This is a genomic window from Bacteroides propionicifaciens DSM 19291 = JCM 14649, from assembly GCF_000375405.1.
Taxonomy (GTDB): Bacteria; Bacteroidota; Bacteroidia; order Bacteroidales; family Bacteroidaceae; genus Bacteroides_E; species Bacteroides_E propionicifaciens.
This window is the reverse complement of the sequence record NZ_AQWS01000032.1, coordinates 14,064-30,472: the sequence shown is the minus strand read 5'-3', so window position 1 is coordinate 30,472 and position 16,409 is coordinate 14,064. Positions and strand designations below refer to the sequence as shown.

General features: G+C 38.6%; 15 protein-coding genes. 7 read left to right on the top strand and 8 right to left on the bottom strand.

Annotated elements, in window-relative coordinates; translation table 11 throughout:
- The first annotated feature begins 377 nt into the window (after window positions 1-377).
- A complete protein-coding gene (locus tag B091_RS0109680; RefSeq protein ID WP_018109804.1) occupies window positions 378-2,654 on the top strand; it encodes an NADP-dependent malic enzyme in 2,277 nt (758 codons plus the stop codon).
- Window positions 2,651-2,845, top strand: coding sequence for a hypothetical protein (locus B091_RS12865; protein WP_018109803.1), 195 nt, complete (start codon window positions 2,651-2,653; stop codon window positions 2,843-2,845). Before B091_RS0109680 ends, B091_RS12865 begins: the two co-directional genes overlap by 4 nt.
- On the opposite strand, the gene B091_RS0109670 is transcribed toward B091_RS12865, so the two are convergent.
- Together B091_RS0109670 and B091_RS0109665 are read right to left on the bottom strand one after the other, a co-directional pair.
- Window positions 2,825-3,448 carry an aminotransferase class IV gene (locus B091_RS0109670; protein WP_018109802.1) on the bottom strand — a complete coding sequence of 208 codons (624 nt, stop codon included), beginning with the start codon at window positions 3,446-3,448 and terminating at the stop codon, window positions 2,825-2,827. The two genes, B091_RS12865 and B091_RS0109670, sit on opposite strands and share 21 nt — an antisense overlap.
- The gene (locus tag B091_RS0109665; protein WP_018109801.1) at window positions 3,432-4,433 is read right to left on the bottom strand and encodes an aminodeoxychorismate synthase component I; all 1,002 of its coding nucleotides are present in this window, start codon (window positions 4,431-4,433) and stop codon (window positions 3,432-3,434) included. The genes B091_RS0109670 and B091_RS0109665 overlap by 17 nt, the downstream gene beginning before the upstream one ends.
- A 123-nt stretch (window positions 4,434-4,556) precedes the next feature.
- Here B091_RS0109665 and B091_RS0109660 point away from each other — a divergent pair, with 123 nt between their 5' ends.
- The 3 genes from B091_RS0109660 (at window position 4,557) to B091_RS0109650 (ending at window position 8,631) form a co-directional block, all read left to right on the top strand.
- A complete protein-coding gene (locus B091_RS0109660; RefSeq protein ID WP_018109800.1) occupies window positions 4,557-6,677 on the top strand; it encodes a prolyl oligopeptidase family serine peptidase in 2,121 nt (706 codons plus the stop codon).
- Window positions 6,678-6,834: 157 nt separating this feature from the next.
- Window positions 6,835-8,172 carry an NADP-specific glutamate dehydrogenase gene (gdhA, locus tag B091_RS0109655; protein WP_018109799.1) on the top strand — a complete coding sequence of 446 codons (1,338 nt, stop codon included), beginning with the start codon at window positions 6,835-6,837 and terminating at the stop codon, window positions 8,170-8,172.
- A 9-nt stretch (window positions 8,173-8,181) separates the two neighbouring features.
- Window positions 8,182-8,631, top strand: coding sequence for a septal ring lytic transglycosylase RlpA family protein (locus B091_RS0109650; RefSeq protein WP_018109798.1), 450 nt, complete (start codon window positions 8,182-8,184; stop codon window positions 8,629-8,631).
- Here the strand turns inward: B091_RS0109650 and B091_RS0109645 are convergent.
- From B091_RS0109645 to B091_RS12070, 3 genes are all read right to left on the bottom strand, one after another.
- Window positions 8,589-9,107 (bottom strand): hypothetical protein, encoded by a 519-nt coding sequence (locus tag B091_RS0109645; protein WP_018109797.1) that lies wholly within the window; start codon window positions 9,105-9,107, stop codon window positions 8,589-8,591. The two genes, B091_RS0109650 and B091_RS0109645, sit on opposite strands and share 43 nt — an antisense overlap.
- A gap of 92 nt (window positions 9,108-9,199) precedes the next feature.
- On the bottom strand, window positions 9,200-10,636 hold the full coding sequence (locus tag B091_RS0109640) for a CCA tRNA nucleotidyltransferase (RefSeq protein ID WP_018109796.1): 1,437 nt from the start codon (window positions 10,634-10,636) through the stop codon (window positions 9,200-9,202).
- Between the two features lie 49 nt (window positions 10,637-10,685).
- Complete coding sequence (locus B091_RS12070; protein ID WP_025069614.1) at window positions 10,686-10,910, bottom strand: hypothetical protein; 225 nt, start codon at window positions 10,908-10,910, stop codon at window positions 10,686-10,688.
- Between the two features lie 86 nt (window positions 10,911-10,996).
- Between B091_RS12070 and B091_RS0109635 the strand changes: the two genes are divergently transcribed.
- Window positions 10,997-12,226 carry a site-specific integrase gene (locus B091_RS0109635; RefSeq protein ID WP_018109795.1) on the top strand — a complete coding sequence of 410 codons (1,230 nt, stop codon included), beginning with the start codon at window positions 10,997-10,999 and terminating at the stop codon, window positions 12,224-12,226.
- A gap of 11 nt (window positions 12,227-12,237) precedes the next feature.
- Window positions 12,238-13,311, top strand: a complete 1,074-nt coding sequence (locus B091_RS12065) for a site-specific integrase (protein WP_018109794.1) — start codon at window positions 12,238-12,240, stop codon at window positions 13,309-13,311.
- 454 nt (window positions 13,312-13,765) lie between these two features.
- On the opposite strand, the gene B091_RS0109625 is transcribed toward B091_RS12065, so the two are convergent.
- From B091_RS0109625 to B091_RS0109615, 3 genes are all read right to left on the bottom strand, one after another.
- Entirely contained in the window at window positions 13,766-14,134 is a 369-nt protein-coding gene (locus B091_RS0109625) for a helix-turn-helix domain-containing protein (RefSeq protein WP_018109793.1), read from the bottom strand.
- Between the two features lie 186 nt (window positions 14,135-14,320).
- Window positions 14,321-14,935 carry an IS630 family transposase gene (locus B091_RS0109620; RefSeq protein WP_155888308.1) on the bottom strand — a complete coding sequence of 205 codons (615 nt, stop codon included), beginning with the start codon at window positions 14,933-14,935 and terminating at the stop codon, window positions 14,321-14,323.
- On the bottom strand, window positions 14,922-15,140 hold the full coding sequence (locus B091_RS0109615) for a hypothetical protein (RefSeq protein WP_155888306.1): 219 nt from the start codon (window positions 15,138-15,140) through the stop codon (window positions 14,922-14,924). The genes B091_RS0109620 and B091_RS0109615 overlap by 14 nt, the downstream gene beginning before the upstream one ends.
- Between the last annotated feature and the right edge of the window lie 1,269 nt (window positions 15,141-16,409).

The following is a 16,409-nucleotide window of genomic DNA, read 5'->3' as shown; positions in this document are numbered from 1 at the left end:
ATGCATTTGCACTTATTTTGAATAGATTTTAGAGGCTTATGCATAACAAGCTATCAATCCACAGGTTAGCATATGAAATAATTTTACATAGTTTTCAATGGGGTTACTAGCCGTCCTTTACTACTCCTTATTAAATAGAGTTTATTTTATTACTGAACTGGTGCAGCAAAACCACTACGGTGGAAATCTAAAATAACCAATGGGTAGAAACAATATGAGGTGTCATTTACGTATTGACAAGTTAGACTAAAATCAAGTAAGACAGAAAACATCACCTTATGAATTATTATTTCTGGCTTTTCGAAAACCAAACTAACTCTTTATGTTTATATTTGTTATTATGGTATTATTACCATCAAAATATAAAATTCATAGTAATGAAGATTAGCAAAGAAGCCGCTTTAAATTATCACTCCATGGGTAAACCAGGCAAAATAGAGGTTGTATCCACCAAACCTTACCATACACAGCTTGATCTATCACTGGCCTACTCACCAGGAGTTGCTGAACCCTGTTTAGCAATTCAAGAAAACCCTCTCGATGCTTACAAGTATACAGCAAAGGGTAATCTTGTAGCTGTAATCTCTAATGGAACCTCCGTACTTGGTCTTGGCGATATAGGTGCACTTAGTGGCAAGCCCGTGATGGAAGGCAAAGGCTTACTCTTTAAAATATATGCAGGGATTGATGTTTTCGACATTGAACTCGATGAAAAAGATCCCGAAAAATTTATTCAAGCTGTTAAAGCCATAGCTCCTACCTTTGGAGGTATCAACCTCGAAGACATCAAAGCACCCGAATGTTTCGAGATAGAACGAAGACTAAAAGAAGAGCTAAATATTCCTGTGATGCACGATGATCAACACGGTACAGCAATTATTTCATCGGCTGGGTTGATCAACGCACTCGAAGTAGCCAAGAAAAAGATTGAAGATGTACGCATCGTTGTCAATGGTGCAGGAGCCTCAGCGATTTCATGTACGAAATTATATATGTCACTGGGCGCAAGAAAAGAGAACATCTTGATGCTCGACAGCAAAGGAGTTATTCGCAAAGACCGAGGAAGCTTAAGCCCACAAAAAGCAGAATTTGCTACCGATCGACAAGATATTAGCACACTAGCCGAAGCTATTGCAGGGGCTGATGTATTTTTAGGATTATCACGAGGCAATGTAGTAAGCCAAGATATGATTAAAAGCATGGCAGAACGCCCTATCGTTTTTGCACTAGCCAACCCCGAACCCGAAATAGCCTATGAAGATGCCATGGCTGCACGACCAGATGTCTTAATGTCTACTGGCCGTAGCGATTACCCTAACCAAATTAACAACGTTATTGGTTTTCCTTATATATTCAGAGGCGCACTTGATACGCATGCTACTGCCATCAATGAAGAGATGAAAATAGCTGCTGTAAAAGCCATAGCGAATCTAGCCAAACAACCAGTTCCTGAATTAGTTAGTGAAACCTACAGCGTGAATCACCTAAGCTTCGGACCTGAATATTTCATACCAAAACCTGTAGATCAAAGACTTGTCACTGAGGTTTCGGTAGCCGTAGCCAAAGCTGCAATGGCCTCGGGCGTTGCTCAAATAGAGATTAACGATTGGGATGCTTACCGAGCACAGCTGAATGAACTAATGGGTTATGAAAGTAAACTCACCCGCCAAATTTATGAAACTGCACGCAAATCACCTCAACGAGTTGTTTTTGCCGATGGCGAACACATTAATACCCTAAAAGCTGCTATTCAAGCACGAGACGAAAAATTTTGTATTCCTATCTTACTAGGAAACCCCGTGCATATAATCAAATTGGCTCACGACTTAGACCTTTCGCTCGAAGGTGTTGAACTAATCAACCTAAGAGGTGACGAAGAGGCAACAAGAAGAACTCGCTATGCAACCAAATTGAGTCAGAAACTAGAGCGATCAGGATTAGCACTAGATGAAGCCGAAGACAGACTATACAATCGAGATTATTTCGGTATGATGATGGTTGAGCTAGGCGATGCCGATGCGTTTATAACGGGAGTCTACTCAAAATATGCAGACACAATTGAGGTGGCCAAAAAGGTTATCGGAATAAGAGAAGGATATAACCATTTTGGAACCCTACATATACTTAACTGCAAAAAGGGACCTTTCTTCCTTGCTGACACGGTAATCAACCGTTTACCCAATAGAGAAAGTTTAATAGATATTGCACGACTCACCGAACGAGTAGTCAAAACCTTCAACTATGACCCTGTGATGGCGATGGTTAGTTTTTCTAACTTCGGATCAGACAAAGGTGGTAGCCCCGAACAAGCACACCAAACTGTAGAGTTCTTACATCAGAACTATCCTGAGATGATGATCGATGGTGAAATGCAAGTCAACTTTGCTCTAAATACAGAATTAAGAGACCGCAAATTCCCATTCAACAAACTCAGAGGAAAAGACGTAAACACCTTTATTTTCCCAAATCTTAGCTCAGCAAATGCCTCGTATCAATTATTGCAAGGCATCACAAATGCCGAATTGATTGGACCTATTCAGATGGGACTAAACAAACCAATTCACTTTACCGATAACGAAGCAAAAGTAATTGACATACTCAATACCATTGCCATAGCAGTTATTGATGCTATGATCGAAAAGAATAGACAATGATTCCAAAGGAAAGAAAACCACTATCAAACTTTCAGATAGTCTGCATTATTTTACTGTGGGCAGTACTCTGCGTAGTAATAGTAAATGGAGCTGCTAACCTGGATGGTCCAACCATTCTCTCGTTAGTTATGGCTACAGTGCTAATCTTTATACCTGTCTATAAGTCAATATCAAAAAGGAGAAAAAAGTGATTTGCCATACGCTTCAATTAGTTCTACCGAATAGGTAAAGGAACTATCAAAAGGCATCATAGCATTAATCATTTTAAAGTTTTGAAAAGAGGTGAGATTACTCCGTGTAATACTCGCCTCTTTTATTTGACCTTTATCCAACAAATATTGCCTCTGCACACCTGCTAAAAGACAGGTCGAAGGAGTAAACCAATTGCCTTGACGTTCAAAAACAAGATTTGAATAGGTTGTATCGGTTAACATACCCGCTTTTGTGATGATAACCTCCTGACAAGTAGTTAATTGTTTCAGTTCGGTAAAGACTTTGCGATCGGTCGATTTAAAATCATAAGAAAGCTCTAGAACTTCGATAAGCTCAAAACTATCCCAGCACTTAGGCTCATAAAGCTCCCAAGTTACCTCAAGAATTCGTTGAAGGTCATAAACCATACGCAATTTATAATACCCCACCCGAGGCAAATCGTATAGATCAAAAACTTCAGACAAATTAATGCGAACCTCACTACCGAAAGCCTTCAACGTACGGCTTAAACGCATTTGATGGTAATCTTGTAAAAGAACATCTCCATCACGCAATGCTAAAGTTTCAAGCCACTGGCACATATATCTTATTTTTTATCTCTTCATATTCGCTTTTGGCATTACTCTGGAGCGTTATTCCTCCTCCACTCTTATAAAAGGATTGCTCTCCTTCCTTCTCAATGATACGAATCAACACACAACTATCCAAGGTTTGACCATCAAAAATGCCACAGATACCCGTGTAATAACCCCGTGAATACCCTTCAGAACACTCTATTACCTTTAAGGCTTCATTACGAGGAGAACCCAAAATAGATCCTGCAGGCAGAAGCTTATCGAATAACCGACTAAAACTTGAATGATACTCGGCTTTGAGTTTGCCTACTACTTCCGAGCTAACCTGATATAGGTCTTTATTACTTGTCGTAAGCCGATCGAGGTAACGAAATCGAGCAGTTTCTACCTCATCTGCCACAATTGAAAGCTCTTGCATTACAAGATTAACGGTCGTTTGATGTTCTCTTTGCTCTTTTGGGGATTGTATTATGAGTTCCTGAGCATTTGGAATATTGGCATCTATAATTCCTTTCATTGGATAGGTCGAAATTAGGCCATCAGCAGAAATACGCACAAAAATCTCAGGACTGCAACAAACGAACTTATCCTCAAGCAAAACTTTATATTTGGCCTGAGCCGTGTTAAATATCACATTTAAATCGGGATTAGTCAACTCTATTGGGGTTGGAATTGTTAAGTTAATAACGTCAACCTTAAGTTGTTTCATCATTTTTTGAGCCAGTTCGAACTTTTGATTATAGACTTCAAAACTAATGGGCGAAGTTTTAAAGAATTCTTCGGACTGATTGCCTCCATAATTCAAAAGTACAGGTTGTTCTTGAACATTGGTGATTGAAGGAAAACTGTACTTAACCAAAGGAGATGGATTACTAAGGTCTGCGAGTTTAATAATCAAAGGATTTGACTTTTCGAAGTCAATAATAAACAGATAAGGAGTTTTTGATGCAGTCAACTCATCCATTTGTTTATAAAACGATTTTAATTTCATCTTAATTTCAATATAAGCTTGTTCCGCAAAGATAATTGAACTTTATGAAAGATTTTTATCATTATTTGTCTATTTTTGCTATATAATTCGATATTTAACTATCTATTTTATATTTTGACTCTTATGAAGAAGATTTTACTATTAACTACTGCAACTATGCTTCTATCCTGTGGTTCAAAGCAGAACAAACCGATTACCTATCCACAAACCAAAAAGGTGGATACAGTTGATGTTTATTTTGGCACAGAGGTTCCTGACCCCTACCGTTGGTTAGAAGACGACCGATCAGCTGAAACAGCTGAATGGGTAACGCTTGAAAACGAGATTACTGATGCCTATTTGGCTGAAATACCTTTCAGAAAGCCACTCCTAGACCGTCTAACAGAACTTGCCAATTACGAGAAAGTGAGTGCTCCATTTAAGAAACACGGAAAATATTATTTCTATAAGAATGACGGTCTTCAGAACCAAAGTATTCTTTACGTACAAGATAGCTTAAAAGCTGAACCTAAAGTGTTTTTAGATCCCAATAAGTTATCAACTGATGGAACTGTGGCACTAACAAGTTTGTCTTTCTCTAAAGATGGCAAATATGTAGCATATTCTGTATCAAGAAGTGGTTCAGACTGGAGAGAAATTTATGTGATGGATACTGCTACGAGAACTTTGCTTGACGATCATATCGAATGGGCTAAGTTTTCGGGAGCTTCTTGGCAAGGAGATGGCTTCTATTATAGTGCATACGATGCCCCAGCAAAAGGAGCTGAGTTTTCGGGTAAAAACGAGAACCATAAGATTTACTATCACAAGGTAGGTACACCTCAAGTCAAAGATGAGCTTATCTATGAAAACAAGAATCACCCTTTACGCTTCTATAGTGCTAGTGTAAGTGAAAACGAAAACATCTTGTTCTTATACGAGTCGGGCGAAGGAAGAGGAAACGCACTATTCATGAAAGACTTGAGAAAGCCTAACAGTGAATTCCAAGAACTCGCTTCAGACTTCGAGTACAGTTACTACCCAATAGATGTTACAGATACACAAATCTATTTCATCACCAACTATGAAGCTCCTAATTATCGCATCATGCGAGCAGAAATTAACAAGCCTCAACTTAAAGATTGGACAGAGCTAATTGGCAATAAAGAGACTGTTATATCATCGGCTGATGTAATCGACAATAAACTATTTGTCAATTACGATAAAGATGCTTCTAGTCACCCCATAATCTACAACCTCGACGGAACAATCCTTCAAGAGGTAAGTCTACCTTCTGTAGGTAGTGTCGGTTTTAGTGGTGATAAAGATGACAAAGAATGCTTTATGGTATTTACTTCGTTTACTACGCCAACCTCAATCTACCAATACGACATAGCCAATAACAGCTATGAACTATTCAATGCACCAAAAGTAGAGTTTAACCCCGAAGAGTATGAGAGCTACCAAGTATTCTTTGAAAGCAAAGATGGTACGAAGATTCCGATGTTCTTGACTCATAAGAAAGGACTAAAGAAAGATGGAACTAACCCAATCTACCTTTATGGTTATGGAGGTTTCAATATCAGCCTAACACCGAGCTTCTCAGCTTCTCGCATCCCCTTCTTAGAAAATGGAGGAATTTACGCACAGGTAACACTTCGTGGAGGTGGTGAATATGGTGAAGCATGGCACGTAGCAGGCACTAAGATGAACAAGCAAAACGTATTTGACGACTTTATTGGTGCAGCTGAATACCTAATCAAAGAGAACTTCACAACACCCAAGAAGATTGCGATTGTTGGAGGTTCAAACGGAGGACTCCTTGTTGGAGCAGCAATGACACAACGTCCCGAACTATTTGGAGCAGCTGTTCCACAGGTTGGCGTAATGGATATGCTTCGCTACCACAAATTCACCATCGGTTGGAACTGGGCTAGTGACTATGGAACTAGTGAAGAGAGCAAAGAGATGTTTGACTATCTTTATGCTTACTCTCCACTCCATAATCTTAAACCTAGTAAGAACTATCCTCCAACACTTGTAACTACTGCCGATCACGACGATAGAGTAGTTCCTGCTCACTCGTTTAAGTTTGCAGCACGCCTACAAGAGTGCAACGAAGGACCTAACCCAACCCTTATTCGTATTGATACGAATGCAGGACACGGGGCAGGCAAGCCGATGAGTAAAGTCTTGGAAGAGCAAGCTGATACTTATAGCTTTATTATGTATAACCTAAACATGAATCCAGTTTTTACTAAATAGTAAAAATACAACTACAAAGAACAGGCCTTGAGGCCAATTGAAGAAAGTCTCTTGGCCTGTTTTTAACTCAGCAAATACAAATTAAAATAATGTCATACTACATCAAGTAGCCAGGCATCGGTTATTCTTCAGGTATAACTACTTAAATTAACCCATTATGGATATCAACTTTATCATTCAAGAATTAGAGAGAAAACACCCAGGAGAGGTAGAATACCACCAAGCGGTGAAGGAAGTACTGCTATCAATAGCAGACACGTATAATCAATATCCCGAACTGATTAAAGCCAAAATCGTAGAGAGATTAATTGAACCCGATCGAGCTATCATTTTTAAAGTTGTTTGGATTGACGATAAAGGTGACCCTCAAGTCAACATGGGATATCGTGTACAGTTCAATAATGCAATTGGCCCTTACAAGGGTGGTATACGTTTTCACGCAACAGTAAACCTATCCATTATGAAGTTCTTAGGTTTTGAGCAGACCCTTAAAAATGCACTAACATCTCTTCCAATGGGTGGAGCTAAAGGCGGATCCGATTTCAGTCCTAAAGGCAAGAGTGATGCAGAGATTATGCGATTCTGTCAGGCATTTATCTTAGAGCTTTGGAAACACCTGGGCCCCGATACCGATGTACCAGCTGGTGATATTGGTGTAGGTGCAAAAGAGGTTGGGTATATGTATGGCATGTACAAAAAACTCACCAACCGATGCACAGGAACCTTCACCGGAAAAGGATTAACATTTGGCGGTTCTCTTCTTCGTGCTGAAGCAACAGGCTATGGTGCACTCTATTTTGTTGAAGAGATGCTCAAACGCAGAGGCGAAACCATTAAGGATAAAACTGTAGCAGTATCAGGATTTGGTAATGTGGCTTGGGGTGCTGTTAAGAAAGCTACCGAACTGGGTGCTAAAGTTGTTACCATATCAGGACCTGATGGTTGTATCCTAGACCCTGAAGGTATATCGGGAGATAAAATTGATTATATGCTTGAGCTTAGAGCCTCAGGGAACGATGTTGTTGCACCTTATGCTAAGAAGTTTGCTTCGGCTACTTTCTTTCCAGACAAGAAACCTTGGGACATTAAAGTAGATATAGCCATTCCTTGTGCAACTCAGAACGAACTAAATCTCGAAGATGCTAAAAAACTGATTGCATGCAATGTGACTTGTGTGGCCGAAGTATCGAATATGGGTTGTACGACAGAGGCTATTGATGCTTTCCTAGAAAATAATATTAACTTTGCACCGGGTAAAGCCGTAAATGCTGGCGGAGTGGCTACATCGGGGTTAGAGATGACTCAGAATGCACAACACTTAGCATGGACAGCCCAAGAAGTTGACTTAAAACTTCACCAGATTATGAAGAACATCCACCAACTTTGTGAAAAGTACGGAGCAAACTCGGATGGCACAGTCAACTACGTTAAAGGTGCTAATATTGCAGGGTTCATCAAAGTGGCAAATGCGATACTGGGCCAAGGTATAATTTAAGATTTAGCCATGCGAAAGCAATTTCTTGTTTTAATAATCAGCATATTAAGCACTACTTATGTCTTTGGTCAAAAAGAGATAGGTAGTGCTTCTTATTATAGCAACCGACTACACGGACGCAAAACTGCTAGTGGAGAGCTTTATAATAAGGAATTAAAAACTTGTGCTCACCCAATCCATCCTTTTGGCACAAAGCTAAACATTATTAATCCCGAGAACGGACGACGAGTCGTGGTAAGAGTCAACGACCGAGGCCCATTTCATTCCAATAGAATTGTTGATATATCATACGTAGCCGCCAAAGAGATTGGGTTAGTAGGCAAAGGCGTGAGTAAAGTTGTAATAGAGGTCATCAAAGACTTTTCCGACAAGATACCCCCTACTCTACCCAATATTTATATCGACTGGAGCTATATTCAGCGACTCACCTTTTGTATTCCCGACAAATTGCTTAGATAATAATCTCCATCTATTTTGATCAATTCGGTCTGAACCGAATAGACATTATCCCCATATTTAAAGAATACCTCCCCAACATAAGGTCCCTCCCCTAGTGGTTGTTTCGCCACAAAATCAAGATAAGTAATCTTATTCCACTCAATCCCCATCATTGCTGCATTACGCTTCAGGTTATAGATCGAAGTGTAGAGGTAGTTGGGCCACTCAGCTTGCTCATCGGCAACTCTACGATAAATAGCGTTTTTGGATTTATCACCACTATAGGTTTCGGTAAGGTATTTATCGATGTCGTTGGTCGAAGCAAAATACTTGATTAGCTGTTCGCCGTCTAGTACATTGACCTGCTCCAAAAATCCAAAAGTATATTTGCCTGTCCCCTCAAAACTACTGATACTCTTGCCCGAAGACGAAGAACATCCAACCAAGTAAAGAGAACTGACAAGAATTAAAGTGAAATAGAATATTGACTTACGCATATTAATAATATTATTTTGAATTAAAAAATAGCCACAGTTTGAGTTTTAAACAACAAACTATGGCTAAAAGTTTCTTTATTTATTAGAGCTAATTACTCTCCACAATAGGTTATGCCTTTGGCTTTGGCCTTTTCGAGTAGGTAAGCAAATGCAGCATCATACTCGTTGGGGATTACACCGTCGAGTATAGCATCTTTGATTGCAGACTTCAATGCTCCGACCTCACGTGAAGGCGGAAGATTGAACATCTCCATAATCTGTTCTCCCGTAATAGGAGGCTCGAAATTGCGCACCCGATCTTTCTCCTCAATGTCTTTGAGTTTTTGACGTACCAAAGCAAAGTTATTGAGGAATCGTTGTTTGCGATCTGAATTCTTAGACGTAATATCAGCTTCACAAAGTGTCATCAAATCTTCGATGTCATCGCCTGCTTCGAACAAGAGTCGGCGTACAGCCGAATCGGTCACCTCGTCATCGGCAATAGCGATTGGGCGCATATGTAGGCTAACGAGCTTCTGCACATATTTCATCTTCTCGTTGAGAGGTAACTTCATGTTGCGGAAGATACGGGGCACCATCTTTTCTCCGATATAATTGTGATTGTGGAATGTCCACCCCACCTTTTGGTCCCAACGCTTAGTGGCAGGCTTAGCTATGTCGTGCAAAATTGCCCCCCAACGCAACCAAAGATTATCTGTGTTTCGTGAAATATTGTCGAGCACCTCAAGTGTATGGTAGAAATTGTCTTTATGCGCTCTACCATTACGAGACTCTATCCCCTGCAAAGCTACAAATTCGGGGAAAATCAGGGGTAATAACCCCGAACGATCTAAGTCGACAAAACCCTTCGAAGGGATTGGCGATAAGATTATTTTATTAAGTTCATCAGCAATACGCTCTTTCGAGATGATTTCGATACGGTCACGATTGCGCGTGAGCGATTCGAAAGTCTCGTCTTGGATATAAAAATTGAGCTGAGTAGCAAAACGAATACAACGCATCATGCGCAGTGGATCGTCGCTAAAAGTGATATCGGGGTCAAGGGGTGTTCGGATAGTTTTCTCTTTGAGGTCGGTCATTCCATCGAAAGGATCGATCAACTCACCAAAGCGAGCTGCATTCAGACAAACCGCCATGGCATTGATGGTAAAGTCTCGTCGATTTTGATCGTCTTCGAGGCTGCCGTCTTCAACAATAGGTTTGCGTGAATCGCGTTGGTACGACTCTTTGCGGGCGCCAACAAATTCTATCTCTACATCTTTATATTTGACTTGGGCTGTCCCAAAGTTTTTGAACACCGATAAATGCGCTCCTTTACCCAATTTACGAGCTAAGGCTTCAGCTATTTTTATGCCACTTCCCACAACAACAACATCAATATCGGTTGAGGGTCGTTCAAGAAAAAGGTCGCGTACATAGCCTCCCACAGCATAGCAGTCTAAACCGAGTTCATCTGCAGTTTGAGAGATTTGATGAAATATTGGACTATCAAATTTTAACTTCAACTCTTCTCTTGTCAATTCTTTCATCTTACTTGTTTTAAGTTTCAGCACGCAAAGGTACAAAAATATCAAAACTCTATGCAACATAACGCAACAATACTGTCCGACTGTCTTTTGTGCCTTGTACTGCTTTATTCTTCCAAAGCGTAAAACGCAGGCTAGAGCACTTTTTAGCAGGAGATCCGTTACCAAATCGTAACCCTTTTTGGATGACGAAATACGATGCTAAAAGTAGTAAATAAACTTGTTTGAGAGGTATAAAGAGAAGAATTATTCTTTTCTGAGCAAACAAATTTGCCATGAAAATTAGGTGCTTTACTTGTCCATATTTTGCGTAGGAACATCTAGCTCATTTGAATGTAATTTTAATACAAAACAAATGAGTCTATGAAATCAAAATTGAAGGTCTTGGTCTACCTGAAAAAGAACCAAACGAAAAAAGATGAACTATGTCCTGTAATGGGACGTATTCAAGTCGGTAAAACGATATCTCAATTTAGCTTGAAGTTAAAAGCCGATGCTAAGCTGTGGGACACCAAAGCCGGCAGAATGATTGGTAAAAGTTCACTTGCACAAAAGACAAATCGGGAGATTAATCGTGTGAATCTTATTATCCATGCCCGTTACAAAGAACTGTTGGCAGTTAATTCAACGGTAGATGCACACGAGCTAAAAAATGCAACACAAGGCATAGCCTCTTCTCAAGATACTGTTTTAGAGTATTTCAGACAGATGAAAGAAACAATTGCTCAACGTGTCGGTGTTGATTATAGCGAAGCGGCTTTAGGGCAATATCTTTGGTCATTTAATGCCTTAGAAAATTTCATCCAAAAGAAGCTCAAACTTAGCGACATTCCCTTTAAGTCCTTGACCTACTCCTTTGTCGAAGAATATTATCAATATCTGCGTGTTGATAGAAAACTCTCGATAGGCACAAGTGGTATCTATCTGATCTATTTTCGCAAAGTAGTCATCAGTGCAGTCAATCAAGGGATTCTTTTTCGCGATCCCTTTCATGGATTTGAGGCAGAGAGAGCAGAAGTAGTACATAAATCCTTGACAAAAGAAGAATTGGATAAATTTATATCAGTTGAACCAAGTGTGAAACAACAAAAACGGACGAAAGACCTATTTCTCTTTGCCTGTTTTACCGGCATCTCATACATCGATATGAAAAACCTGAAGTACGATGATATCCAAACGGCAGAAGATGGTAGCCAATGGATTATCTCCAAAAGACAAAAAACGAAAGTAAAATATCGAGTTCGTTTGTTGGATATTCCACTGTCCATAATTGAAAAGTACAGAGGGCAAAGAACAGATGGGAAAGTATTTACAGTTCCACAAAAAATGACGGTTCATTCCGGATTGAATGCCATGGCTAAGAAATGCGGTATCACAAAGAAGATCGGCATCCACGTAAGCCGCCACACATTTGCCAGTCTCATCACCCTGTCGGAAGGTGTACCCATCGAAACAGTCAGCCAAATGCTTGGTCACGAGCATATAACAACCACTCAAAGATATGCAGAACTATCATTGGATAAGATATCCGAGGACATGAAATCTCTATCCAACCGAATCGCCAATAAATTTACATTCATTTCAAATTTCTAAAAACGACTATCATGCGAAGTACATTCAATATCCTGTTCTATATCAATAGAAATAAACAGAAGAAAGACGGCAAGTGTCCCATTATGGGACGGATTACTGTCGATGGAAAATCCACTCAATTCAGCGTCCAAGAAACGATAGACCCTGATCTATGGTCAGTCGGAAAGAATTGTACGATAGGTAAAGATAAGGAAGCCAAAACTATAAATCAAAAGCTAGAGCATTACCAATCAGAGCTAAAACAACATTACAACAGATTGGTCGAAGAGGACGCCTATGTTACTGCCGAGAACCTAAAAAATGCCCTACTCGGCAATGGTGTTCACGAAACCATGTTACTCAAAGAATTTCAGGCACATAACGATGAATATGCAAAAAGTGTAGGTGTTACCAAATCAAAAGGAAGCTATCTAGGTTATGTTCACGCTTATAAATCCCTCGAAAAGTTTGTAACTCAAAAATATGGAATAGAAGATATTGCTTTTAAGGAGTTGCAGTATTCATTTATAGAGGATTTTGAGTTTTTCTTGAGTACCAATTTGAATTTTGCACCAAATACAGTTCTGAATGTTATCCTAAAATTGAAACGATTGATCCACCGAGCCATCAACAAAGAGATCATCCGGAAAAATCCTTTTGCCGATTACAGATGCAAGCAAGGCGAGTCCAATCGAAAATGGCTATCCAAAGCGGAGTTGGATGTACTCATGCAAACACCCATGGAAGACAAAAAAGTAGAATTAGTCCGCGTTCTGTTTTTGTTTTCCTGTTTTTGTGGTCTTTCATTCGCCGATTTGTACCATCTGAAATGGGAAAATATCTCTACCGACAAGCATGGAACAATGTGGATACGCATCAAACGAAAAAAGACAGGTACGGAGTCAATTGTCCCGATTTTGGATATTCCGGAAAGAATCATTGAGAAATATAGTAATCCCAAAAGTGATGAAAAAGTCTTTGCTGTACCCTCTTATGCACTTACACGCTATTATCTTGAAAAAATACAGGCAAAGACTCAGTTGAAGACCTTAAATTTTCACACAGCAAGACACAGTATGATTTCTTATTCACTATTAATCAGCTAATTATATGCCATTCGTTTTCAATAGGTAACGATTTAGAAACCAGCTCGGTTCTTAGATATGCTTAATTTCCTCACTATATTAAAGAGCAACTTATCTTTTGTAAAGATAAAAAATTAACCTTGTCTTGCTCCAATTCCTTTTAATTTCTTTTCTATTGATTTGTTATTATGAGATATTTTGTTGCAAATATTCTGGTATGCATCTATCTAGCTTTCGTTTTAGCTATTATGCGACTATAATATCCCTCTATGAGCTGTAGAATAACTAATATTTTTCATCATTTGCTGTGAAGTCGATCATGTGTTTAATTGTCTGGTAGATAGTAAGATGCAGTTGTTAGATTGATAATTAATAACTTCTTTTTTGTTTAACCCAATGCACCACAAGTTAAATTATCAAAAAAGAGATAGAGAGCTGTAAGTCATAAACTAAAGCTTTCAGTAGAAAAATGAATCTAATATTCACTAGGATTCAGACCATAAAATTCCTTGAAGCACTTAGTGAAATAAGATGCTGACGAGAACCCTGTTTGATACGCCACCTCGGCTATCGGGATATTAGTACTAAGAAGATAACTAGCCTTTTTGAGTCGAATGATTCGAATCAATTCATTAGGAGAATAATTCGACAAACTTTTTACTTTACGATATAGTTGTACACGTGATAGACTCAATTCTTTAGCCACATCAACGACGTTCAAATCAGGATCTGAGATTCGTTTCTCAACATAGTATTTGAACTGAATTAAGAAATCCTTTTCAATCTTAGCCAACGAGTTATCTTTCAGCTCATCAATGAATCCACTGCCTAAAATATCTTTCATTTTTTGCCTATTCTCTATTAATTTTCGAATCCTAATTTGAAGAATTTCAGCATTAAATGGTTTCGCAATATAAGCATCGGCGCCACTCTCAAATCCAATCGCTTTTTGTTCATCCAGCGAGCAGGCTGTAAGCAGAATAATGGGAATATGGCTTGTTGATATATGTTCCTTTATCGATTTAAGTATTCAACAAAATTTAATTTGACATTTTGTTCCAATTTTGTTAAGCGTATTTCTGAGCCTTTTTTTGAGATTTTGGAAGTTAAGAAATGCATCAAAAGGTAGCCAATAATACTTTATTTGTCTCCAGAGTATTTCAATGAGGTTTAGTTCAGGACAATATGGCGGCAAGAAGTATATAAATAAATCTAGCTGTTTCCATTCAGCTATTTTCGCCATGAATTTCTTGCTACGATGGATGGGTGCATTGTCAATAACTACTATAGTTTTCTTTGTTATTTGTGTTGTAAATTGGTCTAAGAAGTCAATTACAGCATCGGAATTTATTGATCCCTCAACCATCCATGAGCAAAGTTTGCAATCTGGTGTCATGAGTCCAAAAACGCTCAATCGTCGACCTTTTGCAGCAGGTAAAAGAATGGGGTTATCCTTTTGCTGCCAAGCATAGCCAACGTTCGGAGTTAGTCCAAAATGGCTTTCGTCACAATAATATAAGTCTAGATAGTTCATTCTATGCAACTCTTTAAGTTGCTCTAATTCTTGGTGTTGTTTCTTAAATTGGACTTGATCTCGCTTGTCTTTTAATGAGAGTCGAACTCGTTTCCACTTATAACCCAACACCTTTTAAAAAATTCTTCAAAGTGACTTTGCTGACTTGGATGGAGTGCTCTTTTTCGAGCACATCGAGTATCGGTTTGAGATTGCGGCTATATTTCTCAACTAATGCGGGAAGTAACTCCGCTACAGGTTCCAGCTTTACTTTTGCTCCTCGCCCAGGAGCAATACTTAATGTTGATAATTTATTCTCTGGTAACGCTGATCCCATGTGGTGAGTAGTGTTGAAATGGTCTGCCTGCATAAATCTGTAAGTGAAGAGATCTCTTTAACATTAAATCTCTTATCCGACAACAACAAACATAAGCTCCGCTCTCTGATAACTGAATTTTCACTCGTCTTTTGCAACTCGGTAAACTGCTCTTTCTCTTCTTCTGCAAGGCTAATATATCGCATATATTTATCTGATTACCATATAAACATCCTGAAAAAGAATCGAATAAACAAGAAAATGTTAAAGTAAATATTGTCTATTACTTATTTCTTTCTTTCGGAGTTCGTCATCATAAAACACTCGTAGATCTGGACGATCCATTATGGCGCATAACACCTGTGCCTAATGCTCACATAATTTGGTTTTAGGTGCATCGCATGAGCAGAACGTAAGTATTGAGTTGTTTGATTGAATAACTGAGACTCTAGGAAATTGTATTAATGATGTATGTTTAAAGAATACACCTGAATCTATTTCTATTACTTCGGGTTGAATTTCCAGCAGGCTCTTTCTACTGGTGTCGAATGAGTCTCTAGAATGTTTAAGAATTTCGGAAAATGAGAGTTGGGGAATAGTTGTATTTTCGAGTATATATTGATTGTTGAGCATTCTCATTTCATTTCCCAGTTTTGAGTATAATATTGGACGTAAATATACACTTAAAATGAATGTAGGTAACATCTAGCTGACAGATATTTTTTTTAGAATAAATGAGGATAACCTTTTTGAGTAAAGGTCGATATAGCAGATTTACCAAAATGAAATATTCAATAACTATGGCATTTATTTGGTTGGTCTGTGCATCGTATTGACTTTGTAAATTCTCTATTTTAAGCTATTCTTGTTTTCTTTGTGCATCATACTTAAAAACAGTGTGTGGTGGGTATAGACATTTACGAGTTTACTCTCCAAAGGGGGAAGGTCAGGCTATTCCGGAGTCTGCAAATATATCAAAGAGGTAAAAATACAGATAAACTGTCGTCAAAAGAAGTCTTTATTCATGCCCTTCATCCCTCAGGTATGAGTTGTGAGTTCGATTAAGGCGAAGTTAAACTTTAGATTGGGTGAATATCATGATAAGTTAACTCAAATACCTCATATAAAAACAATAATATCAGATCTATGTACAATCAAAAAGAGGAGTACATAAAACAGATGTGTACATTCTATCCATTAGGACAGTATTATTTTAGTCTGATTTAATTACCTTTGTGATAAAGCTATGGAAACACGTATTATTATGGTGCGCATTGATAAGATATAGTG

What these genes read in the sequence shown, in the direction of transcription:
- B091_RS0109680 (WP_018109804.1), top strand. Translation starts at nt 378, where the DNA reads ATGAAGATTAGCAAAGAAGCCGCTTTAAATTATCACTCCATGGGTAAA.
- B091_RS12865 (WP_018109803.1), top strand. Translation starts at nt 2,651, where the DNA reads ATGATTCCAAAGGAAAGAAAACCACTATCAAACTTTCAGATAGTCTGC.
- B091_RS0109670 (WP_018109802.1), bottom strand. Translation starts at nt 3,448, where the DNA reads ATGTGCCAGTGGCTTGAAACTTTAGCATTGCGTGATGGAGATGTTCTT.
- B091_RS0109665 (WP_018109801.1), bottom strand. Translation starts at nt 4,433, where the DNA reads ATGAAATTAAAATCGTTTTATAAACAAATGGATGAGTTGACTGCATCA.
- B091_RS0109660 (WP_018109800.1), top strand. Translation starts at nt 4,557, where the DNA reads ATGAAGAAGATTTTACTATTAACTACTGCAACTATGCTTCTATCCTGT.
- gdhA (WP_018109799.1), top strand. Translation starts at nt 6,835, where the DNA reads ATGGATATCAACTTTATCATTCAAGAATTAGAGAGAAAACACCCAGGA.
- B091_RS0109650 (WP_018109798.1), top strand. Translation starts at nt 8,182, where the DNA reads ATGCGAAAGCAATTTCTTGTTTTAATAATCAGCATATTAAGCACTACT.
- B091_RS0109645 (WP_018109797.1), bottom strand. Translation starts at nt 9,107, where the DNA reads ATGCGTAAGTCAATATTCTATTTCACTTTAATTCTTGTCAGTTCTCTT.
- B091_RS0109640 (WP_018109796.1), bottom strand. Translation starts at nt 10,636, where the DNA reads ATGAAAGAATTGACAAGAGAAGAGTTGAAGTTAAAATTTGATAGTCCA.
- B091_RS12070 (WP_025069614.1), bottom strand. Translation starts at nt 10,910, where the DNA reads ATGGCAAATTTGTTTGCTCAGAAAAGAATAATTCTTCTCTTTATACCT.
- B091_RS0109635 (WP_018109795.1), top strand. Translation starts at nt 10,997, where the DNA reads ATGAAATCAAAATTGAAGGTCTTGGTCTACCTGAAAAAGAACCAAACG.
- B091_RS12065 (WP_018109794.1), top strand. Translation starts at nt 12,238, where the DNA reads ATGCGAAGTACATTCAATATCCTGTTCTATATCAATAGAAATAAACAG.
- B091_RS0109625 (WP_018109793.1), bottom strand. Translation starts at nt 14,134, where the DNA reads ATGAAAGATATTTTAGGCAGTGGATTCATTGATGAGCTGAAAGATAAC.
- B091_RS0109615 (WP_155888306.1), bottom strand. Translation starts at nt 15,140, where the DNA reads ATGGGATCAGCGTTACCAGAGAATAAATTATCAACATTAAGTATTGCT.